Here is a 20,436-nt window from a genome sequence, read left to right as displayed (position 1 = left end):
GAGCCGCCCCTGCCCACACCAGAAACTAAGGCACATCCCGCTCATTGTTGCCCCCACTGTGGCGCCCCAGCCACACTTCGTGACGGTGGAGGCCTCCAACTCACCGTTTCTTCATGAAACCTTCACGAAAAATATACAGGAGTGACGAGTTCGGACAGTTTCTTCATGCCCGCCCTAAGACTGCTCGTTGCAACACACTCGCAGAAACCGCAGAATCGCCAACCTGGGGAGGGTGACCACACGCGATGAAGCTGTTTTCGGTTGTTGTATGCGTCCTCGCCGCAGGGACGGCCGGGGCAGCGGCCCAGCAGCGCTCACCGGATGGTTTTCGCGCCTGCAACTTGACCGCTCGGGAGATCGAGGTTGCCAAGGCCCTGGACACCGGAGTGAGCGACGGTACCAGCCGCATCGTCATTTCGGAGGGCTGGTACAAGCTGCCGCCCAACGCCTGCACCTTCCTGTGGACCGGCCCGCTGCAGTATGGCCAATACCTCGTTTACGCGCAGGACAAGGTCTCGGGGCGCGAGTGGACAGGGACCGTGCCGGTCTGCGTGGCGCCTCAGGCCTTCACGATCCGCGCCAGCACCTGTGGCCCCAATCACCAGCGGCGCCTGTTCAGGCAGGTCGCCGTCGGCCGCCAGAACGGCTGGACCCACAATTTCACGCCATGAAATCCTTTTTTCTCGACCAGATCGGCCTTTCGCACCCTCGCCGCTTCGAACGAACCATCGCCTTCCTCGTCGCCTGCACTCTCGCGCTGGTGGTCGGCGCCGTGGCATTGCGGCTGATCGCGAAGGACGAGTTCCATTTCAACTCGCCGCGCTTCTGGTACTTCAGCTACCTCGCAGGGCTGCTTCTCCTCGCCGTCGCCTGCGCACGACTGCCCAGGCTGACCATGGTCCTGCTGTCGCTGGCGGCCCTGGAAATCGGCCTCGGGTTCGGCACGGCCCTGCTCTACAAGCTGCGCCTTTCCTCGTCCGAAACGTTGTTCGCTCGAGACTATGTGCGGCCCCACTACGACTGGCACCCGCTTCTGCAGGTCCGACAGGTCCCGACGGCCGTGGCCCGCAGCACCCGCGAAGTGGCCTATGTGAACTCTGAAAGACGACGGGGCCGCGAGCGCGATCCCCAGGAGCTCAAGAGCAAGTCCGTCGTCGCCCTGATCGGCGGCTCCACGACGCTCGATATCCTCTCGCGCGAAGGCGAGACCTGGGCGGAGCATCTGGAGCGTCTGCTCGGCGCCGACCGCTTTGCGGTCATCAATCATGGCGTGAGCGGCTACACGACATCGGAGCATGTCATCCAGACCGCCTTCTACCAGGACAGTTTCGGCGTGCCGGCCAACTGCGCCGTCTACTACATCGGCTGGAACGACCTCCGGAACGCCCACGTCCGCGACCTCGACCCCGCCTATGCCACGAACCATCTGGTCGGCCAGATCGACGCCCTGGACGCAAGGCGCATCAACGGCCCCGCTTTGTCGGTTTCTCCGACCCTGTCGTTTCTGGCCAAGCTGGCCATCCTGGCCTTCGATACGGTTCGACCGCCTGCTCCCATCCACAGCGACGGCGGGAAAGGCCCCGATCTGGCCCTCGAGAAAATCTACGCCCGCAACATCGCAACGATATCCGCGATCAATCGCGGACGGGGCATTCGCACGATCTGGATCGGCCAGGTCATGAACAAGGCCAGTCTGAAGGACGACCAGATGGAGGGATGGCTCCCGTTCGTCCGTGACTCCGAAATTCCGACAATGATCGCCTGGCTGAACGGTATCCTCAAGCGAGAGGCCGAACGGCTGGGTGACACGTACATCGACGTCCCCGCCGACGCGCTGGCGCCGGAAGACTTTGGCGATGTCGGGCATTTCAGGCCGAGCGGTTCCCGCAAGTTCGCGGAGCAGATCGCTCCCACCGTCGGGCGCGCGTGCGCAAGCGGCCCCGCCCCGCGCTGAACCCGACGGCGGCCGGGATAAAACGCCTTCATCGTCAGCGAAACGTAATGAACCTCAGCGTAGCTTCGATACCGTGCCTAAGCTCAATATCCTTCACCTGATCGCGGCCCTCGCCGCTGGCGTCACCATCTCCATGTTGCTGCGGGAAGCGCGCGGCCGTTCGCTGCCCCCCGGTCAGCTCTTCGCCGCTCTTCCCTTCGCGCTTGTGACCGCGATCCTGCTCCTCGCGATGCAGTCGCCCGACAGCCGGCAGCCGATGCTCTGGCTGTCAGGACTGGTCGTGGGAATCGTGGCCGGGGTAACCCGAGGCCTCCTCCTGACGCTTCAACTGGATCGAATGTATTCCCGCCTCCGTCTGCCCAACGGTCGCGACGGTTTGTGGGCCGCCTGCGTACTGACAGTCTCCCTTCTCGTGGCATTCGGCGCTTCCCTCGCCGGGCTGGGGAACCCGATACCCGAGGCGGCCGCCACGAGCGCAGTCGCCGCCAGCGCCGGCTATCTCGTCGGCCGTGCGGGAACCTTGTGGCGACGCTCTCTCACCGCTCCTCACTCCACCCTGCACCAGTAGTCGCCCACGAAGCGCCCGGGGAACGCGAACGCGGGTCGACCGTTAAGAGGTCCCTTTTCCTCACGGAGTTCCCATGCGCACACTTCTCCTGACGGCGGCCCTCGCCACCACGGCCGCACTCGCCACGCCTGTCATCGTACTGGCCCAGGGCACGCCGCAGACAGTCCAGCTCGTGAAGGTCGACGTCATGAAGATCTCGACGGGCTATCGCGCGAGCAAGGTGATCGGCTCGACCGTCGTGAACGAGGCGGGCGACAGCGTCGGCAAGGTGGACGAGATCATCGTCGGTCCGGACGGCAAGGCGCCGTTCGTCGTCCTGTCGGTCGGCGGCTTTCTCGGCGTGGGCGACAAGCTCGTCGTGCTGCCCTACGAGCAGATGAAGACCGACGGCAAGAAGATCGTGCTGCCCGGCGCCACCAAGGACTCCCTGAAGTCGCTGCCCGAGTTCAAATACGCTTCCTGACGATGGGCGCACTGACGGAAGAATTCGCCCATTCGACCTATCTGGCCTTCCCGGTGATTGCAGCGCGGCTCTTTTTCGCCGCGCTGCTGGGAGCGCTGATCGGGTTCGAACGCGAATGGCGCGCACGGCCGGCAGGCTTGAGGACGCACATCCTGATCTGCGTCGCGGCAGCGACGTTCGGCATCCTTACGGTCGAAATTGCCCATTCCAGCGCCTTCGCCGGACGCGAGATGGTCAGCGACCCGCTCCGCGCCGTGGAGGCCGTGACGGCGGGCGTGGCGTTCCTCGCGGCCGGGTCGATCCTGTTCACGCGCGGCAAGGTGCATGGACTGACGACAGGTGCCGGCATGTGGCTGGCGGGCGCGGTGGGTCTGTCCTGCGGCTTCGGTCTCTGGCAGATCGCCGGGCTCGGTACGTTCCTGATCCTGGTCGTGATGGGCCTGCTACATTCATTCGAGGTGAAGCTGGGTATCGCCGCAGACAAGCAGGAGCATCGGGAGCCTTCCAAAACCGCCAAGGCGGGGAAGGACGATCACGACGACAGGTGCTAACCTGAGCCGATCATGCGGATCGTCTTACCGTCCCTGCTATTTGCCGTCGCAGCGTGTTTCCCTGCGGCGGCCCAGACGTCGCGGCCCGTCCCCGAGCTCGGCACGGCACCGATCCCGCGCCAGCTTCCGACCCTGCCCACGCCGGGCCAGCCGCCGGCGGCCAGCGATGAAGTAAAGGATCCCAAGACCGGCTGTGGCGTCGTCATGATGAACGCCGAACCCAATCTCAGCATCAGCTGGTCCGGCGCCTGCGACTTCGATCTGGCGCAGGGCAAGGGCGTGCTGCAATGGTTCAAGGGCGGCGTCCCCACCGATCGCTATGAAGGCGAGATGAAGGACGGTCTTTATGAGGGCCAGGGCAAGCTGACCTACCCCAACAAGGCCCGCTACGAAGGCGAGTTCAAGGCCGGCGAGCGCGACGGCAAGGGGACTTACATATTTCCGAGCGGCGCAAGGTTGACGGCGGAGTTCCGCGAGGGCCGACCGCAGGGGCACGGCATGTATGTCTGGCCCAACGGCAATCGCTACATCGGCGATTTCCGCGATAACCAGAGGACAGGCCGGGGCACGATCATGTTCACCGACGGCGGCCGCTACGAAGGCGAATTCGTCAACGGCAAGATGCAAGGGCGCGGCGTTCGCGTCTGGGCCAACGGGTCGCGCTACGAAGGCGAATGGGCGGACGACAAGGCGAGCGGCTGGGGCACCAAGTCCGGCGGCCCCGATGGACAAGTCTTCACCGGCATGTGGACCAATGGCTGCTTCCGTGACAACCAGCGCTGGGCCACCGTCGGCGCCACCGCGGCGTCGTGCGGTTTCCAGTAGAGCCAGAGAGGCAGCCATGTCGGCCAGCCCCCGACTGATGATGGTCCAGTTCCTCGAATGGGTGGCCGCCCGACCGCGCCGTCGCGAAGACGTGCTCGAAGCCTGGCAGAGTTCCTGCCCGCGTTTTCCGGTCAGGGAGGATGCCCGTGCCGACGGATTGATCCGCCAGTACGGCGGCGAGGCCGGCGAGCATCGTGTCGAACTGACCGAGCGCGGCCGGGCGATGCTCGATCGCCCCTGACATCATCGTCATCGACCTCCGCGACGTCTCCCCACTTCGGGCGACAGCGCCTATAATACCGTCATGACGCTGCAACGCGCCGCCCTGTGGACTGTCGTAATCGCCGCGACGATCTTCCTGCTCGTCGCCGGGCGTGGCCTCCTGCTGCCTTTCGTCCTGGGAATCGTGCTCTGGTACATGATCGATTCGCTCGCCGACACGTTTGCCCAGCCGCGCCTGGGCAGGTTTCGCCTGCCGCAGCCGCTCGCACTGACCCTGGCGGTGATGCTGGTTGGCGGCCTGTTCTGGATCGTCGGACGCACGATCGGACTCAACGTGCAGGCGGTCGTCGCGGCCGTCCCCACCTACGAAGCGCGGCTCACCCACCTGATCGAGCAGGCCACGCGGATGGCCGGCATCGAGCAGGCGCCAACCCTTTCCGAGCTGGTGGCCCGCGTCAGCCTGGCCGATACTCTGGGCAGTGTCGCGGCGGCTGCCGCGTCGGTGGTCAGCGTCGCCGGCCTCATCCTGATCTACACGCTGTTCCTGTTCGTCGAGCAGGCTCACTTCAAGCGCAAGCTCGGCGCCATCTTCCACGGTGACGGTCAGGAGGCGCGGGTCCTCGCCGTTCTGGACCGGATCGATCGCGAGATCCGCATCTATATCCGCATCAAGACCACCCTCGCGACAGTCACGTCGGCCCTGGCCTATGTCGTCATGTCATCGGTCGGAGTCGACTTCGCCGGCTTCTGGGCCGTCATGGTGTTCTTTTTCTACTACATCCCGACGGTCGGCTCGATCATGGCGATCGTCGCGCCGGCCCTCATCACCCTGATCCAGTTCGACAATCTCACGCCTTTCCTGATCGTCCTGCTGGTGTTCGGCTCGATCCAGGTCGTGACCGCCAATGTCATCGAGCCGGCGATCATGGGTCGCTCTCTCAACCTGTCGCCATTGGTGGTGATCGTCTCCCTGATCGTGTGGGGCACGATCTGGGGCGTGGTCGGCATGTTCCTCTGCGTGCCCATCATGGTGGTGGCGCTGATCGTGCTTGCGCAGTTCGAGACGACCCGGCCGGTCGCCGTGCTGCTGTCCGCCGACGGCCGCATTCCGGAGTCGACGCCATGAGGCGATTGATCCCGCTCCTTCTCCTGCTGACCGCGATGCCCGCCACCGCGCAGGTCTCTTCATCGGACAGACCGCCGACCCCTCCGCCGATGCCGACTCCGCAGGGTGACGTCCTCTATGCGTGTCCCGGTGGGATGGACTTCTCGGCGACGTTCGCAAACGACGGCGAGCTGGTGACGCTGCGCATGCCCGGACAGCCGGCCATCGAGCTGTCGCGCCAGGTTTCGGGTTCCGGATTCGCATTTTCGGATTCGTACTACGAACTGCGCGGGCGCGGCCGCGAGGCGACGCTCACCGCTGCCGGCCGCTCGATGCGCTGTCACGCGGCTGGCCGGCCGGGCGAGCCGCCGCGGACCTTCGCCGGCGGCAGCGTCACCGTCACACTGTTCCCCGATGGCTCTTTTCGTCTTCGAGAGAAGCGTGACGGTGCGGCCGAGCCTCTTCTCGACATCGGCCAATGGGCACAGGAAGTCGAAGGCGGCATACGCTTGGTGCTGCGCGGCGCCAACAACAGCCGCCGGGCGTTTCGCGAGATCGGCGACAAGCTGGTCGACGACAATGGCGGCGAACTACTGCGCACCGACAAGCCCGATCCAATCGACGGCAAGTTCCGGCTCGCCGGCATGTATCGCGATGCCCAGGATGGTGGCCTGTTCACCGCCTGCCTGGTCGGCCGCACCTACGGCGTGGCGCCCGGTGGTGCCGAGCCCGAGTTGGAGAAGGCGTGGGTGGAAGCCACGCCCTCGCGCGAAGCGAGCCTTTACGCGGAGATCATCGGCGGTTTCGACAACAACAACTCGATCACGGTCGACCGCTTCCTCAGCCTGAAGCGGGACGGCACCTGCTCGGCTCGGGTGTCGCGCGGATCGGCCCTGCGCGATACCGAATGGCGCCTGATCGAACTCGACGGCGCTCGTCCCTCTTTCGACGAATGGCGTCGCCGACCGCTGATGCGCCTCGACAATGCCGACAAGTTCACCGCCTCGACGGGCTGCAACACCATGGGAGGCGACTTCGTTCTCGATCCCGACGGGCTTCGCTTCGTGGCCGGACCGATGACCCTGATGGCGTGCCCGCCGACCGAAGCGGCGATCGAGAAGAGCTTCGTCGCGGCACTGGCGGCCGTCAGGACGGCGCAGATCTCCGGCACGACGCTGGATCTTATCGACGGGACCGGTAAGCGGCGCATGCGCCTCGAGGCGCGCGGCCGTTAGGGTGCCGGCGCGGCCTCGGGGTCGGCCCGCAGTGTCAGGCTCTTGTCGTCGAGGGTGATGCGCAGGAACGGAATCTCGGGAAGCGCGGCGCTCCCCTGGGCCTGGCCGTCGAATTCCCGGTCCACATCCCCGAACAGGCGGATGTAGAGCTTCCACTCGATCATCGTCGGATCGATCGGCACGCTGACCGGCTCATTCCAGTCGAGCGCCCTGATGCCGCTCTGCACGACGCCGTCGACCGGCTTGTCGCGCACCAGTGTGGCCTCGAAGCGGCCGATCGTGGCGCTGCGCGCAGCCTTGGTAACGGGCTTGGCCACAACGGAAATGCAGATCTGTCCCGGCGCATCCTCGCGCACGAAGTCGACGCCGCCGCCGTTCATCGTCTCGTCCGGAATGTCGTCGAGCCAGCCCAACCGCTCGACGATGACCACGCGCCGCTTGTCCTTGTCGAAGCGCCAGCCCGGCGGCGGATCGAAGCAACGCCTGACCGTGCGCGTCTCGCCGGCCGGCGCCCGCGCGAGGATCTCCGGCGATACCAGCGTGTTGGATTCGGCTGTCATGGTCCGCACCTTCTGATCGAAGGCGAAGGATCCCGGTTTCTCCGGCAACGAAAGAAAGAGAAGCTGGAACACCTGCGTTCGAGAGGCGTGATGCACGAAGAGCGACCCCGCCGCCAGCCTCGTGCGCGTGATGTCCGTCGGGAAAGCACTCCGTGGCACCCTGAAGCGCAAACGCTCGGGCAGGACGTTCGCCTCGCCTCGCCACGCGCCCATCGTCAGAACCGGCGGCGTCTGACCGGCCGTCAGGCGCAGTCCCACGATATCGACCTCGACCACGGGGTCTTCAGCAGCAGGCGTGGCAAAACTCGGCGCAAACCGCGGCACCATTCCATTGGAGGATCCGCCGCCGGCAGGCTTGCCCGCCGGGTCATCGCGCGCGGCTCCCTCCGCAGGAGTGGCCACCGCGGAGTCCGATGGCAGTGTGAGTTCGCTTGCCATGCGGCGGGGGGCGAGGATGCCCGGCGTGTAGGACAGGATCACCGGCGCCAGATCGTGCGAGGCAAGCCGTTCGAGATCACCGGAGATGCCGCTCGCGGCCTGGTTTACCGCGAGCGCGCGGCCGGGAGCGCCCGGGCGATCGAGCGCGGCCCGCAACGCCGTATTGACCGCTTCGAGCCTGTCGAACATTTCACGACGTTGCGGCGGCAGCCGCTCGTAAGGCTGTTCCCGCTCCGGCTCGTACCGCGCGGCCAGCGCATCGAACAGAAGGCTGGCGGCGCGGAAGGACGCCAGCAACTCGATCCGCGCCATGCCGTCGGCGCGCGCCTGTAGTTCGGCGCGGTCGGCACGCAGGTTCACCAGTTTCTCGGCGATTGTCGGCACGCCGGGAACGCCACGATTCTCATGCAACAAGCCGAACGCAAGCATCCCGCCCGCAGCCAGGAAGACCGCGACGAGCACCAGTGTGCGGCCCCAGAGCGATTCCCCGGGGGCGGTCGAACCAGCCGTCATGCGGCGCGTTCTAGCACGGCCGCCGGTTGGAGAACCGGCGGCGGATTGTCTGGATCAGTACGAGAAAAGTACCGGCAGGGGCGACGACAGGATGAGATCGCGCGTGACACCGCCGAAGATCATCTGACGCAGCCGGCTCTGGGTGTAGGCACCCTTCACGATCAGGTCGGCGCCCAGCGACTGTGCGCGATCGATGATCGTCTGGCCCGCCGTCTTCGTGCCCGGCTTCACATGCTGGCCCGTCACGTTCAGGCCGTGGCTCTTGAGCGACTCCGCGATTTCCGCCGAGGTCGGGCCCGGCACCATCGCTCCCTCGACGCTCAGGACCTCGATGGCCTCGGCCCCACTGAGAACAGGCATGGCGAGCGAGATGGCGCGTGCGCTTTCCGTCGAGCCGTTCCAGGCGAAGAGGATGCGCTTGCCGACCATGCCCGTGAAGCCGGGCGGCACGACGAGGACCGGCCGGCCCGAATCGAACAAGGCGGTCTCGAAGACGCTTTCCGGCATCTTGGGCAGAGCGCCCGGCTGCGGCAGCACGATCAGGTCGTAGGCGCGTCCGATGGTTCCGATCGCGGTCGGGCCGCTATCGTCGGCCGAGCGCCATTCGAAGACGAGGCCGGCGGCTCGCTGTTCAAAGGCCTGCTTGACCGCGGCGATCCGCTGACGCTCTTCCGCGTCCTCGGCCAGACCTCCCCCGATCGGAGCGCCCATGCCGGCATCGGCCCAGGCCATGCTCATGACCCCGTAGGAAGGTGGTTCGAGGCCGATCAGCCGCGCCCCGAACGTGCGCGCGATCTTGGCCGCCAGATCAAATGCCGACGGATCTTCCGCCGTCCAGGCCATGGTCAGAATGGACTTCATGACGCGCCCTCCTCTTCGGCCGACGATACCACGCGGGTCGACCCCGCGCGCGCCGCGATGAACTTGATACAATTCTCACATTGAATGGGGGTTTCAGTCCAATACGTTGAACGGGTTGCTTGATGCCGAGATTGAAGGCGGGCCGGCGAACGGCCCTCAGCATTTCCTGCTTCGGAGTTACGCATGCTGTCGTTTTTTCGCCGCCTGTTGACGGACGACAAGGCCGCCACCGCGATCGAGTATACGCTGATCGCATCGTTGATCGCCGTCGCGGCGGTCACGGCCATCAGCACCGTCGGCGGCAGGACTCTCTAAGGTCTTCCGCCGACAGGCCGATCGGCTGCAGGCGATCAGACGATCTGGCCGGCCGAGGGCACGATCCACGCGAAGCGGTCCGAGAGCGCGGCCAGCGTTATCCTGTTGATGGCATCCGCACCGATCGTGCCGTCTCCCGTCGCGTCGGGCAGGTCACGCGTCGCCACCGTATCGGCCGCAATGGTGCTCATGTAGCCCTGGTCGGTCGCCGCGCGCACCGTCGCCGACACGCACATATGGGTCATGAAGCCGCCGACGATCAGGTTTTTCCGGCCGATGGCGGCAAGCCTGGTGGCGAGATCCGTGCCCGCGAAGGAATTGGGCATACCCTTGTCGACGATGGTCTCGCCGTCGCGCGGCGTCAGTTCCTTGACGATCTCGTAGCCCGTCGAACTGGGATTGAATGCCTTGCCCTTGGACTGGTGTCGAACGTGGACGACCGGCGCCCCTGCCTTCCGAGCCTTCTCGAGCAGGACGGCCAGCGCATCCACCGCCGGCTGCACCCCCGTCAGCGGCAGCATTCCATCAGTATATTCGCGTTGCGCATCGATGATCAGCAGGATTCCGTCGGCCATGGTAGCCGGCGTCGGTGGGGCGCCCGCCATCTGCAGCATGGTCATTGCCATGTTCATTCCTTCGACAATTTTACGGTTGTATAAGTCTCGCCGACATCAACGCCGAAGGCGGCCCGATTTGCAAGCCCCTCCGGAGGGAGTCTGGATTCCCCTGAAGTGCCAAGGCGCCGCGACTGCGCTAGGGATGTCACCATGAAAGCGATCATCATCGGCGGTGGAATCATGGGCCTCGCGACGGCCTGGGGACTGTCGCGCCAGGGACATGAGGTCGAGCTGTTCGAGCAGGGGCCTCTTCCCAATCCGCTGGCCTCGTCGATGGACGAGCACCGGCTGATCCGCCATCCCTACGGCACGCAGGCGGGCTATGCTCGCATGATCGACGAGGCCTACGACGCCTGGGATCTGCTGTGGGCCGATCTCGGCCAGACGCTCCATGAGCCGACCGGGACGCTGGCGCTGTCGGGCAACGGCGCGGATTGGGCGGAGAAGTCCGCAGCCACCCTGGCCTCGATCGGCAGGCCGATGAGCGAACTGTCGATGGAAGAACTGCCGCGCCGATTCCCCCTGCTCGATACCAGAGGGCTGGAGCGCGCCTTCTGGATCGACACCGGCGGCGTATTGCTGGCACAGGACATCGTGTCGGCACTCGTGTCTCACCTGAGTGCCCAGCCGCACGTACGGCTGCACACCGGTACGCCCATCCGCTCGGTGGACCTGGAGCACGGCCGCGCCGTCACCGATGCCGGCGCAACGTACGCCGGCGACATCGTCGTCGTGGCCGCCGGCGCCTGGGCACCGCGCCTGGTACCCGATCTCGGCCGACGCATCGTGCCCTCGCGCCAGGTCGTGGTCTATTTCGACCTGCCGGAGGACCAGCGCGCGTCCTGGGCAAAGGGACCGATGATCATCGAGAAGACCGGCGATGTCGGCCTTTACCTCGTTCCGCCGGTGCGGGGACGCGGCATGAAAGTCGGCGACCACGAGTTCAGCCGGACCGGAGATCCCACGGCAGCGCGTGACGCGCAGCCGAGCGAGATGGCCGCCTTGCTCGACCGGTGCAGCAGCCTGCTCAAGGGCTTCGATCGCTGGAGAATCCGCAACCTCAAGGTCTGCTTCTACAGCGTGACTGGGGATGAGCGCTTCATCGTCGAGAAGCAGGGGGCGAAGGGGTGGGCAATGTCGCCCTGCTCCGGCCACGGCTTCAAGTTCGGCGCCGTGATGGGCCTAGAACTGGCGCGGACCATCGCCGAGGGTCGCGACGCCGCAGCGCATGCGCGCTGGGCCGCCGGTCTGGCCGGCGATGAGCCGACCTGACAAAATGCAGTGAAATCCGGGAGAGAAACCGACATGGCATCTGCCAAACGCCGCCGCACGTCGAAAGCCACACCGAAGAAGGAGACCGGCCTGCGCCAGGGCCTCGCCACCTACGGCGACGCCGGCTTCTCGCTGTTCCTGCGCAAGGCCTTCATCAAGGCCGGCGGCTATTCCGACGACGCGCTCGACCGGCCGATCGTGGGCATTACCAACACTTTCTCCGACTACAATCCCTGCCACGGCAACGTGCCCGACCTGATCGAAGCGGTGAAGCGCGGCGTCATGCTGGCTGGCGCGCTGCCGATGGTCTTCCCGACCATCTCGATCCACGAGAGCTTCTCCCACCCGACCAGCATGTTCCTGCGCAACCTCATGTCGATGGACACCGAGGAGATGATCCGCGCGCAGCCGATGGACTCGGTCGTGCTGATCGGCGGCTGCGACAAGACGCTCCCGGCCCAGCTCATGGCGGCGGCGAGCGCGGACCGGCCGGCCGTCGTCCTGCCAGTCGGCCCGATGCTGGTCGGCCATTTCAAGGGCGAGGTGCTGGGCGCCTGCACTGACTGCCGCCGCCTCTGGGGCCAGTACCGCGCCGGGACCTTCTCGGAGTTCGACATCGAGCAGGTGAGCGAGCGTCTCGCGCCGACCAAGGGCACCTGCATGGTGATGGGCACCGCCAGCACCATGGGCTGCATCGTCGAGACGCTGGGCATGGGCCTGCCAACCAGCGGCTCGATTCCCGCGACGCATTCGGACCGGCTGCGCATCGCCGAGCAGACCGGCCGGCTCGCGGCCGAGATGGCGGTGAAGCAGGGCCCCAAGCCCAGCGAGATCATGACCAAGTCCGCCTTCCGCAACGCGCTCACCGTGCTGCAGGCGATCGGCGGCTCGACCAATGCGCTGGTGCATCTCACCGCCGTCGCGCGCCGGCTCGGCATCGACATCGAGCTCGAGGAGTTCGACGAGATCGGCCGCAACGTGCCGGTGCTGGTCGACCTGAAGCCCTCGGGCGATCACTACATGGAGCACTTCCATTGGGCCGGCGGCAATTCGCGCCTGATGAAGGAGATCCGCAAGAATCTCGACGAGAAGTGCAGGACGGTCGCCGGCAAGACCTTGAAGCAGGTCATCGATGCCGCCGAGATGGTGCCGGGCCAGACCGTGATCCGAACGCACAAGGATCCGATCAAGCCGACCGGCGGCATGGCCGTGCTGCGCGGCAACCTCGCGCCGCGCGGCGCCGTCATCAAGCATGCGGCCGCCTCGCCCGCGCTGATGACCCATACCGGCCGCGCTGTCGTATTCGAGTCGCTGGAGGATCTCGCCGCGCGCGGCGACGATCCCAACCTGGACGTGAAGGCCGACGACATCCTCGTGCTGCGCAACGCCGGCCCGAAGGGCGCGCCCGGCATGCCGGAGGCGGGCTCCTTCCCCATTCCGATGAAGCTCGCGCGCACCGGCGTGAAGGACATGATCCGCATCTCCGATGCACGCATGAGCGGCACGGCCTTCGGCACCATCGTGCTGCATGTCGCGCCCGAGGCCGCCGTCGGCGGACCGCTCGCGCTGGTGAAAACCGGCGACCGGATCACGCTCGACGTGCCCAAGCGCAAGCTGGAACTGCACGTCGATGCCAAGACGTTGGCGACCCGCAAGAAGGCGTGGAAGGCCCCGCCGCCGCATCCCGGCAGCGGCCGCGGCTACACGGGTCTCTTCTTCAAGACCGTCCTGCAGGCCGACGAAGGCGTCGACTTCGACTTCCTCGGACCGGAAAAGTGACCGACGCCAAGCTTCCGTCCATCTCGGTCGTCGTCACGTGCTTCAACTGCCGTGACTACATCGCCGACGCCATCCGATCCGTTGCGCATCAGACGTTGCGTGACTTCGAGTGCGTGGTGGTCGACGACGCTTCGACCGACGATTCCGCCGCAGTCGTCCAGCAGACGCTGGACGAACTGGCGGACTCGCGCTTCCGGCTGATCCGCCTCGACAGGAACGTCGGACAGACCGGCGCGACGCGACGCGGACTCGCGGAGACGCAGGCGACCTTCGTCTGCTTCCTCGATTCGGACGATCTGTGGAATCCCGATTTCCTCGAACGCCATCTCGCGGCGCACCTGAACGAAAGCTACGCGGTGGGCTTCACGGCGTGCAACGCGCGGGTGATCGACGGACAGGGCAAGCTGATCGCCGGCGGCTTCTACTGGTTCGGCAAGGACCGCGCCCGGGCCGATCGTGACCAGGCCTTCGTCCCGATCGAGGCGGCCCGCGTGCCGACGCTCGACGCCGCGCAAGGCACGGCCAGATGGCAGGGCAACACGCCTTATCGGCTTTACACAAAGCGCGTGGTGCACTGGGTCTGGGTCAGCACCTCGTCGATGATGTTCCGCCGCTCGCTGATCAATCTCGTCTTCCCCACGGACGACGAGGTGTTCCGGCTTCACATGGACTTCTACGTCGTGGTCATGGCGCAGATGGTGGCGGGCTCGCTGCTGATCGACGAAGCGCTCTATTCCTATCGTCTCCATGGACGCAACGGCGCCGCCGACAATCCGGTGCTGGGCGGACGTCTCCATCTTTCCAGTCGGAACTGGGGTAGCACCTATTCGACGATGCTTGATCGCATGCTCGATGCAATGTTGAAGGATAAGGAGCGTTTTACAACGGCTCTCGGCGATCGGCAGTACCGTCGGATGGTGTTGCGCATGCGGGCCGCGCGCGCGGGTCCCATCGTCGGATGGATGCATACAGTTCGGAGTTGGTTGATCTAGCAGGGTTCCTGCCTCATTCTCTCTCGCAAGGGTTTCCCGAAAGCTGCGGGGCTCGGGGGAGAATCTGGTGAGCAGGCTCGGACTTTGCGTGAGCGTCATCGCTCTGCTGGCCGCCGCCCTATCGGCGACGATAGTCGGCGTGCGCCCGGCGATCGCGCAGCAGACGCAGGCCGTTTCGCCGGAACTGGAGGCGGAATACGACGCCGCATTCCAGGACATGCTGCAGAAGCCCTCCGATCTCGACGTTCTTTTCAAGTTCGCAACCATCGCCTCGAAGACCGGCGATCTCGAAGGCGCCATCTCCGCGCTCGAGCGCATGTTGCTGGTCGACCCGGACCTGCCGCGCGTCCGTCTCGAACTGGGCGTGCTGTATTACAGGCTGGGTTCGTTCGAGGTGGCCCGCAGCTATTTCGAGGTCACGCTCAAGTCGGCATCGCTTACGCCGGACGTGAAGGCCCGCGCGGAACAGTTCCTCGCGGAGTCGGAGAAGCGCCTCACCAGGTCCCGGTTCACCGGCGAGATCTTTGCGGGCATGCGTTACCAGTCGAACGCAAATCTCGGCCCGCCGACGTCGAGCGTCCGCCTGTTCGGACAGACGGCCAACCTCAACCAGACGGCGCTCGGTACGGCCGACTGGGGGGCGGTGACGTCCGGTTTCCTGCGCCACATCTACGATCTGGGACAGAACAACCCGGCCCAGCTCGAGACCCAGCTCTCGGGCTACCTCAACCGGCAGTTTCAGATCCAGGCGGCCAACGTGTCGATCCTCGACCTGACGTCGGGTCCGCGCTTCAAGGCCTTCAACGGCATCTTCGAGGACGTGACCCTGAAGCCGTTCGGGACGGTGGGTTACATCTGGGTCAACGACGTACCCTATTACGGCAGCTTCGGTTCGGGCCTCGAGGTCGGCACCCTTTTGTCGGATAAGCTCCGCAACACCACGAACTTCGTGTGGCGGCGGCAGATGTACCAGAACACCTGGTACATCCCGACCAACAGCCAGTTCACCGGCGTCGAATACTCGGCCAACTCGACCTTCCAGTACGCGGTGAACGAAGCCGTGATGCTGTATGCGAACGGCAATCTCCAGCGTTACCAGACGGACAGCACGCCGTGGCAGAACTACATGCTCTACGGCGTCGGGGGCGGCATGTCCTTCTCCTTCACCGACCCTCTGTTCAAGAGCCAGCTGCCGTGGAGCATCAGCCTGTTCGGCAACGTGCAGTGGTGGTATTATGACCAGCCCGACGCGGTCGTAGATCCGACCCTTGTCCGACAACAAACCGACACGATTCTAAACCTTACTCTGTCGATCCCCTTCGACCAGCGGACGATGTTCACGGTTTCGGGTGGAAGGTTCGTCCGGTCGTCGGACATCCCCAACTACGCGTTCACGAACAACAGTGCGCTCATCGGAGTAACTTGGCGCTTCTAGCGCCGCTCAGGAGATCACAGTGGCCTTCAGACTTCCCGGCACGAACCTCTCCCTGTTGACCGCCGCCCTGCTCGCCGCAGGCTCATCAGCCCTGCTCGCGCCGCTCGCCCATGCCAAGGTCGGCGTGACCTCGGCGACCGACGGAGACCCGCGCGGCAAGCCGCCGGCCGAGGCCGAACGTGTGCTGCGGGTCGGCGTCGACGTGCAGGCCAACGAACTGATCACCACGGCCGCAAACGACCGCGCTCATCTAATGTTCCTCGACGGAACGTCGCTGTCGGTCGGTCCGAACGCGCAGCTCACCATCGACAAGTTCGTCTACGATCCCACGACCAAGACGGGCGACCTCGCCATCAACGCCAGCAAGGGCGTCTTCCGTCTGGTCGGCGGCAAGATCAGCAAGACCAACGCCATCACGGTCACCACACCGTCGAGCACCATCGGCATCCGCGGCGGCATCAGCCTCTTCAACGTCGAGCAGCGCTCGACCCAGTCGGTCTTCGTCTTCGGCATCAGCATGACCGTCGGCGCCGGGGGCCGGCTCGAGGTCGTGACCCGTCCCGGCTTCCAGGTGACGACGCTGTTCGGCGGCTTGCCCGGCCGGCCGGGCGCCGTGCCGCCGGGCAGCTTGAGCGCTGCCTTGGGCCAGCTCGAAGGCAGCAGAGGCGGCGGCCAGCAGGGCGGCGGTGCCGATCAGTCGGCGCAGAATTCCGGCTTCTCGAATGCCAATTCGGGCCAGGGCTCGGGGAACACGCTGGGCAACCGCTTCGGCAGCGGGCCCGGCCCGCGCAACGTCAATCCCAGCAACGTCGTCACCAACGCCGTGACCAATGCTTTCGAAACGGCGCCCTCCAGTCAGCCGACGCTCCCGGACAAGATCACCTCCCAGGCGACGCCGATGCAGCAGACGATCACCTACAACGGGGCGATGGGCGGTCTGGTCAGAAACAACGGCAATACCTCTTTCGGTACTGGCACCTACCAGCAGGTCTGGTCCATGGGCAGCAACAGCGGCAACACCACGGCGAACTTCAACAACAGCACCTACAGCGGCACTACGAATCGCGTCGGCAACTCCGGGTTCCAGGCCACGATGCCGACGACCAGCGCCAGCACGCCCGGTCGCACGATGACCATGAACGGCGCCTTCGTGGGCCAGGGAACTTTCCCGACCAATCAGGCCGGTACCTTTGCGGTCACCGGTCCCAACTATCAGGCTGGCGGCGCGTTTGCCGGACAGAAGGCTCCCTAACCGACCTTCGCGGCGATGAAGTCCGCGATGGCGGCGACGTCGTCGCGGCGGAACCAGGGCAGCCCGGCGTCGCGCGGTTGAATGTCCGACGCGATCGCCACGATGGCGGGATCGCCCGGCGCCAGGGGCTTCGACTCCTCCGCGGCACGAACCTCGATCTTGAGGTGGGACTCGCTCTTGTAGCCTTCGATGAGCACGAGGTCCGCCGGCGACAGGCGTGCCAGCACGTCGCCGATCGACGGCTCGGGAGTCTCGCACAAGATGGCGTAGCGACGGCCCCCGACCAGAGCCACCTCCCCCGCGCCGGCCGCGCGATGGCGCCAGGAATCCGTGCCCGGCCGGTCGATGTCGATGTCGTGGTGGGCATGCTTGACGGTCGCCACGCGCCAGCCGCGGCGCACGAACTCGGCCACCAGCCGTTCCGTCAGGGTCGTCTTGCCGGCATTCTTCCAGCCGGTGATGCCGAAGACCCGTTGCCCAGGCACGCCATGATCGCTCACGCCGTGATCCGATCGGCACAGGCATAGGCGGTCAAACGCCCCTCGCGCACGAACGCCACCAGCGCGATGCCCGCCTGCTCGGCCGTCTCGATGGCGAGCGAGGTCGGCGCCGACACGGCGGCAATGGCCGAGGCGCCGATGGCCGCCGCCTTCTGCACCATCTCGTAGGAACAGCGGCTCGTCACGACCACGAAGCCGCCGGCGGCGGCGACATCGCTCTGCGCCAGGGCACCCGCCAGCTTGTCGAGCGCGTTGTGTCGTCCGACATCCTCGCGCACGGCCACCAACGCGCCCTCCAGCGAGGCCCAGGCGGCGGCATGCATCGCGCCGTTGGGCCTGTTGAGCCGCTGCTGCGCAGGCAGCGCCGCCATCGCCCGCTCGATGGAGAGCCGCGACACGGGCCAGGGTTGCCCGACGGCTGGCACCGCCCGCAGGGCCGCATCGAGGCTGTCGACGCCGCAGAGGCCGCAGCCGGTGCGGCCGGCAAGGCTGCGACGGCGCTCCTGGAGACCGGCCATCCGCTGCGCGGCGATCTCGAGCCGCACTTCGATGCCCCGTCCCACCGGCTCGGCATCGATGTCATAGATCTCGGAAGCCTTCCCGACGATGCGCTCGGTAAGAGAAAAGCCGCGTCCGAAATCCTCGAGGTCGCACGGCGTCGCCATCATCACTGCGTGACTGATGCCGTTGTAGACCAGCGCCACGGCGACCTCCTCGGCCACCGCTTCCTCCAGCGACTCGCTGCCGCCAGCCGTCAGGCGGCGGGCCGGCCGGCGCACCGTGCCTTCCGGGCTCATGCCGCGGTCTCGTCGATCCGCAGATGACGGCCCTCGCGATCGAAGAAGAGGCCGCGATTGAGCGTCAGCGGATCGGCCTTCACGTCGGCTTCGACGTCCTTGAGCCTGCGCGCCGCCACCGGATCGGGCAGCGGGCCGCCTTCGTGCCCCAGCCCCACGAAGAACGCCACACCGTCCCAGGGCGTACGTGCACTGTCGAGCAGCCCCCGCATCTCCGGCCACGTCATTTCGTCACCGATGAGATGGGCGTAGCTCGATCTCGACGGCACGGCGCGGGTGGGCGTGATCTGGACCAGCAGGATGAAGATCGTGAAGGGGCCGGTTTCGGCGAACTGGGCCGCGAGCCAGTGCTCGAAGTCGGTCTTCATCGAGCGCCCTAGAACTCGACCACGGGCGTGGGCGGCACGTAGCGGTCGAAGACCTGCAGGAAGGGCTCGCCCCGTTCGGCCTCGTACCAGGCCTCGAAGGCGCGGAAGGCGGCGATCGGATCGGCGATGACCGGTGGCTCTGCCGCCTCACCCTCCACGGGCTCGGCCGGATGCGCGCCCGCATGCAGCGCCTCGGCGATCGGGCGAAGCCAGTCGAGCAGCGGTCGCGCGCCATCCCCGAGTTCGGAAAGCCCGGTCTCGATCCAGCCGATGTCGCGGAACAATGCTTCCAGCTGCCGCTCGACGGCGAGCTCGCGATCAGGTTCGAGGGCCGCTACCCGTGCCATGTCGGAGAGAGCGCTGAGCCGGCGCCACGCGAAGGTACGCGCACGCTCCGCCTCCCGGATCTGGACTTCGAGGGAAGCCCGCACCTGTCGCTCGGCCGTTTCGGCCGCGGTGCAATCCGCCTGGAGGCGGGCGATGAGGGAGTCTGCGGCAGCCGGCATTCCGCCAGTTGACCCGACGGGCCGGGCTGCCGCAAGCCTGTTACTTGGCGTACTTGAGTTCGACCTCGGCAACGCCGGCCGCGACGTTCAGGCCGACGCTGCCCTCGACGCTGACCGGCTGCAGGGTGATCTGGCCGCTGCCGCCGCCCAGCAGGACATTGGCGCCGACGCCGCCGCCCACCGTGGCCTGGGCGGTCGCCCCGACATAGCCGCCGGTCAGGGCGCCCGGCGCAATGCTGCCGGGGGCGAAGACCAGCCAGACGATCTGGGATTCCTTGGTGAAGCCGATATCGACGCCATAGCGCTTGATCGAGCCGGTGTACTTCTCGCCGACACCGTCGGTGCGCGCGAAGATGCAGTCGAGATCCTTCGAGGAGCCGAAGATGAAGCCCATGCCGCCCGCCACCTTGCAGGTCAGCGAGCCGACATTGGCACCGGACCGGCCGGCTGCCTGCGGCGTGCCCGGGGCCGCGGGAGTCTGAGCCTGGGCCGTGAACCCGGCGCTCACTAGAAGCGTTGCAGCCGCGGCGGTCGTCAGCAGGGATCGAAGCATGTCGAAATCCTTTTTGGTTGGAGGTCAGTCTTCTTTCTTCGCTCGGTCGATCGCGTCGAGAATCTCGGTCAGGCCGTTGAAGTAAACCACGCCCTGCTTGTGCATCTCATGACGGATCGTTCGGATCAGGCCGGCCTTGCGGATCATGAGATCTGCGAGCGCGATCTTGGCATCTGCCCGGGTCTTGGTGTCCATCGTCACGACGTCCTCGTCAATCTGCCGGCCGAAGCTGGCCGCCGTACTGGCCGCGTGCTTTCAGCACGTAGCCCGCAGCCCTGAAGTCCGAGTCCTGCCGGATCGCAGCTGTAACGGCCGGGTCATTGTGCGGGTTGCTGCTGGCGATCAACGCATTCGTCTCGGCCTGACAGTTCGCGCTGACAGTGCGCCCGATGCTCGATGGGTCGTCGGTTCCAGTCGCATGGGAGGCCGCTTCCCGCTGCAGGCAGGCGTCCCGCGCTTCGTAGGTCTTGCCGACGGCTTTCACGGTCCAGGGTTCGGAATACTGGGAATTCGCCGAACAGGCCGCCAGCGACAACAAGGCGACGACAATCAGGGTACGCATCAGGGGGCCGAACTCCAGGGCGACGGAAGAAAATACGAGAAAGATGGCGGAGAGAGTGGGAGTAACATGTCCCGCCTAACTCCCTGTTAATATTGGATATTTTTGCAAGGCCCTCAGAAGTTACCCTCAAAGTTACCCCACACCCAATACGATATCACCCGACGTTCTCTTCGCAAAAGACCATGGTCCCAGG

Annotated in this window: 25 protein-coding genes; 15 read left to right on the top strand and 10 right to left on the bottom strand. The window is 66.0% G+C overall.

Annotation, left to right across the window (positions count from 1 at the left end; translation table 11 throughout):
* The first annotated feature begins 245 nt into the window (after window positions 1–245).
* From KQ910_RS19160 to KQ910_RS19120, 9 genes are all read left to right on the top strand, one after another.
* A complete protein-coding gene (locus KQ910_RS19160; RefSeq protein ID WP_229600822.1) occupies window positions 246–671 on the top strand; it encodes a DUF1036 domain-containing protein in 426 nt (141 codons plus the stop codon).
* Window positions 668–1,954: an SGNH/GDSL hydrolase family protein gene (locus KQ910_RS19155; RefSeq protein ID WP_216964279.1), complete on the top strand. Its 1,287-nt coding sequence runs from the start codon at window positions 668–670 to the stop codon at window positions 1,952–1,954. The genes KQ910_RS19160 and KQ910_RS19155 overlap by 4 nt, the downstream gene beginning before the upstream one ends.
* A gap of 73 nt (window positions 1,955–2,027) precedes the next feature.
* On the top strand, window positions 2,028–2,522 hold the full coding sequence (locus KQ910_RS19150) for a hypothetical protein (protein WP_216964278.1): 495 nt from the start codon (window positions 2,028–2,030) through the stop codon (window positions 2,520–2,522).
* Window positions 2,523–2,595: 73 nt separating this feature from the next.
* Window positions 2,596–2,985 (top strand): PRC-barrel domain-containing protein, encoded by a 390-nt coding sequence (locus tag KQ910_RS19145; protein WP_216964276.1) that lies wholly within the window; start codon window positions 2,596–2,598, stop codon window positions 2,983–2,985.
* 2 nt (window positions 2,986–2,987) lie between these two features.
* Window positions 2,988–3,536, top strand: coding sequence for an MgtC/SapB family protein (locus KQ910_RS19140; RefSeq protein WP_216964275.1), 549 nt, complete (start codon window positions 2,988–2,990; stop codon window positions 3,534–3,536).
* A 12-nt stretch (window positions 3,537–3,548) separates the two neighbouring features.
* Complete coding sequence (locus tag KQ910_RS19135; RefSeq protein WP_216964273.1) at window positions 3,549–4,361, top strand: MORN repeat-containing protein; 813 nt, start codon at window positions 3,549–3,551, stop codon at window positions 4,359–4,361.
* Between the two features lie 16 nt (window positions 4,362–4,377).
* Complete coding sequence (locus KQ910_RS19130; RefSeq protein WP_216964271.1) at window positions 4,378–4,602, top strand: hypothetical protein; 225 nt, start codon at window positions 4,378–4,380, stop codon at window positions 4,600–4,602.
* A gap of 63 nt (window positions 4,603–4,665) precedes the next feature.
* Window positions 4,666–5,709, top strand: a complete 1,044-nt coding sequence (locus tag KQ910_RS19125; protein ID WP_216964269.1) for an AI-2E family transporter — start codon at window positions 4,666–4,668, stop codon at window positions 5,707–5,709.
* On the top strand, window positions 5,706–6,923 hold the full coding sequence (locus tag KQ910_RS19120; protein WP_216964267.1) for an META domain-containing protein: 1,218 nt from the start codon (window positions 5,706–5,708) through the stop codon (window positions 6,921–6,923). Before KQ910_RS19125 ends, KQ910_RS19120 begins: the two co-directional genes overlap by 4 nt.
* Here the strand turns inward: KQ910_RS19120 and KQ910_RS19115 are convergent.
* Both KQ910_RS19115 and KQ910_RS19110 read right to left on the bottom strand, forming a co-directional pair.
* Window positions 6,920–8,383 (bottom strand): hypothetical protein, encoded by a 1,464-nt coding sequence (locus KQ910_RS19115; RefSeq protein ID WP_216964265.1) that lies wholly within the window; start codon window positions 8,381–8,383, stop codon window positions 6,920–6,922. The two genes, KQ910_RS19120 and KQ910_RS19115, sit on opposite strands and share 4 nt — an antisense overlap.
* Window positions 8,384–8,488: 105 nt before the next feature.
* Window positions 8,489–9,295 (bottom strand): universal stress protein, encoded by an 807-nt coding sequence (locus tag KQ910_RS19110; protein WP_216964264.1) that lies wholly within the window; start codon window positions 9,293–9,295, stop codon window positions 8,489–8,491.
* Window positions 9,296–9,478: 183 nt separating this feature from the next.
* Between KQ910_RS19110 and KQ910_RS19105 the strand changes: the two genes are divergently transcribed.
* A complete protein-coding gene (locus tag KQ910_RS19105; RefSeq protein WP_216964262.1) occupies window positions 9,479–9,610 on the top strand; it encodes a Flp family type IVb pilin in 132 nt (43 codons plus the stop codon).
* A gap of 35 nt (window positions 9,611–9,645) precedes the next feature.
* Here KQ910_RS19105 and KQ910_RS19100 read toward each other — a convergent pair whose 3' ends face one another.
* Complete coding sequence (locus KQ910_RS19100; protein ID WP_369408392.1) at window positions 9,646–10,236, bottom strand: cysteine hydrolase family protein; 591 nt, start codon at window positions 10,234–10,236, stop codon at window positions 9,646–9,648.
* A gap of 141 nt (window positions 10,237–10,377) precedes the next feature.
* On the opposite strand from KQ910_RS19100, the gene KQ910_RS19095 reads away from it, so the two are divergent.
* The 5 genes from KQ910_RS19095 (at window position 10,378) to KQ910_RS19075 (ending at window position 16,957) form a co-directional block, all read left to right on the top strand.
* On the top strand, window positions 10,378–11,499 hold the full coding sequence (locus tag KQ910_RS19095; protein ID WP_216964258.1) for an NAD(P)/FAD-dependent oxidoreductase: 1,122 nt from the start codon (window positions 10,378–10,380) through the stop codon (window positions 11,497–11,499).
* Between the two features lie 33 nt (window positions 11,500–11,532).
* Window positions 11,533–13,278, top strand: a complete 1,746-nt coding sequence (locus KQ910_RS19090) for an IlvD/Edd family dehydratase (protein WP_216964256.1) — start codon at window positions 11,533–11,535, stop codon at window positions 13,276–13,278.
* On the top strand, window positions 13,275–14,270 hold the full coding sequence (locus KQ910_RS19085) for a glycosyltransferase family 2 protein (RefSeq protein WP_216964254.1): 996 nt from the start codon (window positions 13,275–13,277) through the stop codon (window positions 14,268–14,270). Before KQ910_RS19090 ends, KQ910_RS19085 begins: the two co-directional genes overlap by 4 nt.
* Before the next feature lie 67 nt (window positions 14,271–14,337).
* Window positions 14,338–15,705, top strand: coding sequence for a tetratricopeptide repeat protein (locus KQ910_RS19080; RefSeq protein WP_216964252.1), 1,368 nt, complete (start codon window positions 14,338–14,340; stop codon window positions 15,703–15,705).
* A 19-nt stretch (window positions 15,706–15,724) separates the two neighbouring features.
* Window positions 15,725–16,957 (top strand): FecR family protein, encoded by a 1,233-nt coding sequence (locus KQ910_RS19075; protein ID WP_216964250.1) that lies wholly within the window; start codon window positions 15,725–15,727, stop codon window positions 16,955–16,957.
* Here KQ910_RS19075 and mobB read toward each other — a convergent pair.
* The 7 genes from mobB to KQ910_RS19040 are packed head-to-tail and all read right to left on the bottom strand — an operon-like array spanning window position 16,954 to window position 20,243.
* Window positions 16,954–17,457, bottom strand: a complete 504-nt coding sequence (gene mobB / locus KQ910_RS19070) for a molybdopterin-guanine dinucleotide biosynthesis protein B (RefSeq protein WP_369408391.1) — start codon at window positions 17,455–17,457, stop codon at window positions 16,954–16,956. The two genes, KQ910_RS19075 and mobB, sit on opposite strands and share 4 nt — an antisense overlap.
* Window positions 17,454–18,254 carry a formate dehydrogenase accessory sulfurtransferase FdhD gene (gene fdhD, locus KQ910_RS19065; protein ID WP_216964248.1) on the bottom strand — a complete coding sequence of 267 codons (801 nt, stop codon included), beginning with the start codon at window positions 18,252–18,254 and terminating at the stop codon, window positions 17,454–17,456. The genes mobB and fdhD overlap by 4 nt, the downstream gene beginning before the upstream one ends.
* A complete protein-coding gene (locus tag KQ910_RS19060; protein ID WP_216964246.1) occupies window positions 18,251–18,622 on the bottom strand; it encodes a hypothetical protein in 372 nt (123 codons plus the stop codon). The genes fdhD and KQ910_RS19060 overlap by 4 nt, the downstream gene beginning before the upstream one ends.
* A gap of 8 nt (window positions 18,623–18,630) precedes the next feature.
* The gene (locus KQ910_RS19055) at window positions 18,631–19,128 is read right to left on the bottom strand and encodes a hypothetical protein (protein WP_216964245.1); all 498 of its coding nucleotides are present in this window, start codon (window positions 19,126–19,128) and stop codon (window positions 18,631–18,633) included.
* Window positions 19,129–19,168: 40 nt separating this feature from the next.
* A complete protein-coding gene (locus tag KQ910_RS19050; RefSeq protein ID WP_216964244.1) occupies window positions 19,169–19,681 on the bottom strand; it encodes a DUF992 domain-containing protein in 513 nt (170 codons plus the stop codon).
* A gap of 24 nt (window positions 19,682–19,705) precedes the next feature.
* On the bottom strand, window positions 19,706–19,876 hold the full coding sequence (locus KQ910_RS19045) for a hypothetical protein (RefSeq protein ID WP_216964243.1): 171 nt from the start codon (window positions 19,874–19,876) through the stop codon (window positions 19,706–19,708).
* Between the two features lie 16 nt (window positions 19,877–19,892).
* The gene (locus KQ910_RS19040) at window positions 19,893–20,243 is read right to left on the bottom strand and encodes a hypothetical protein (RefSeq protein WP_216964242.1); all 351 of its coding nucleotides are present in this window, start codon (window positions 20,241–20,243) and stop codon (window positions 19,893–19,895) included.
* Between the last annotated feature and the right edge of the window lie 193 nt (window positions 20,244–20,436).

Origin of the sequence: Reyranella humidisoli (assembly GCF_019039055.1) — a bacterium.
Taxonomy (GTDB): Bacteria; Pseudomonadota; Alphaproteobacteria; order Reyranellales; family Reyranellaceae; genus Reyranella; species Reyranella humidisoli.
Note: the sequence above shows the minus strand (reverse complement) of the source record. Positions and strands in the feature narration are given on the sequence as shown.

Excerpts from the sequence above, each read along its gene's own strand:
- KQ910_RS19160 (WP_229600822.1), top strand. The coding sequence starts at position 246 with ATGAAGCTGTTTTCGGTTGTTGTATGCGTCCTCGCCGCAGGGACGGCC.
- KQ910_RS19155 (WP_216964279.1), top strand. The coding sequence starts at position 668 with ATGAAATCCTTTTTTCTCGACCAGATCGGCCTTTCGCACCCTCGCCGC.
- KQ910_RS19145 (WP_216964276.1), top strand. The coding sequence starts at position 2,596 with ATGCGCACACTTCTCCTGACGGCGGCCCTCGCCACCACGGCCGCACTC.
- KQ910_RS19140 (WP_216964275.1), top strand. The coding sequence starts at position 2,988 with ATGGGCGCACTGACGGAAGAATTCGCCCATTCGACCTATCTGGCCTTC.
- KQ910_RS19135 (WP_216964273.1), top strand. The coding sequence starts at position 3,549 with ATGCGGATCGTCTTACCGTCCCTGCTATTTGCCGTCGCAGCGTGTTTC.
- KQ910_RS19130 (WP_216964271.1), top strand. The coding sequence starts at position 4,378 with ATGTCGGCCAGCCCCCGACTGATGATGGTCCAGTTCCTCGAATGGGTG.
- KQ910_RS19125 (WP_216964269.1), top strand. The coding sequence starts at position 4,666 with ATGACGCTGCAACGCGCCGCCCTGTGGACTGTCGTAATCGCCGCGACG.
- KQ910_RS19120 (WP_216964267.1), top strand. The coding sequence starts at position 5,706 with ATGAGGCGATTGATCCCGCTCCTTCTCCTGCTGACCGCGATGCCCGCC.
- KQ910_RS19110 (WP_216964264.1), bottom strand. The coding sequence starts at position 9,295 with ATGAAGTCCATTCTGACCATGGCCTGGACGGCGGAAGATCCGTCGGCA.
- KQ910_RS19105 (WP_216964262.1), top strand. The coding sequence starts at position 9,479 with ATGCTGTCGTTTTTTCGCCGCCTGTTGACGGACGACAAGGCCGCCACC.
- KQ910_RS19100 (WP_369408392.1), bottom strand. The coding sequence starts at position 10,236 with ATGGCAATGACCATGCTGCAGATGGCGGGCGCCCCACCGACGCCGGCT.
- KQ910_RS19095 (WP_216964258.1), top strand. The coding sequence starts at position 10,378 with ATGAAAGCGATCATCATCGGCGGTGGAATCATGGGCCTCGCGACGGCC.
- KQ910_RS19090 (WP_216964256.1), top strand. The coding sequence starts at position 11,533 with ATGGCATCTGCCAAACGCCGCCGCACGTCGAAAGCCACACCGAAGAAG.
- fdhD (WP_216964248.1), bottom strand. The coding sequence starts at position 18,254 with ATGAGCCCGGAAGGCACGGTGCGCCGGCCGGCCCGCCGCCTGACGGCT.
- KQ910_RS19060 (WP_216964246.1), bottom strand. The coding sequence starts at position 18,622 with ATGAAGACCGACTTCGAGCACTGGCTCGCGGCCCAGTTCGCCGAAACC.
- KQ910_RS19055 (WP_216964245.1), bottom strand. The coding sequence starts at position 19,128 with ATGCCGGCTGCCGCAGACTCCCTCATCGCCCGCCTCCAGGCGGATTGC.
- KQ910_RS19050 (WP_216964244.1), bottom strand. The coding sequence starts at position 19,681 with ATGCTTCGATCCCTGCTGACGACCGCCGCGGCTGCAACGCTTCTAGTG.
- KQ910_RS19045 (WP_216964243.1), bottom strand. The coding sequence starts at position 19,876 with ATGGACACCAAGACCCGGGCAGATGCCAAGATCGCGCTCGCAGATCTC.
- KQ910_RS19040 (WP_216964242.1), bottom strand. The coding sequence starts at position 20,243 with ATGCGTACCCTGATTGTCGTCGCCTTGTTGTCGCTGGCGGCCTGTTCG.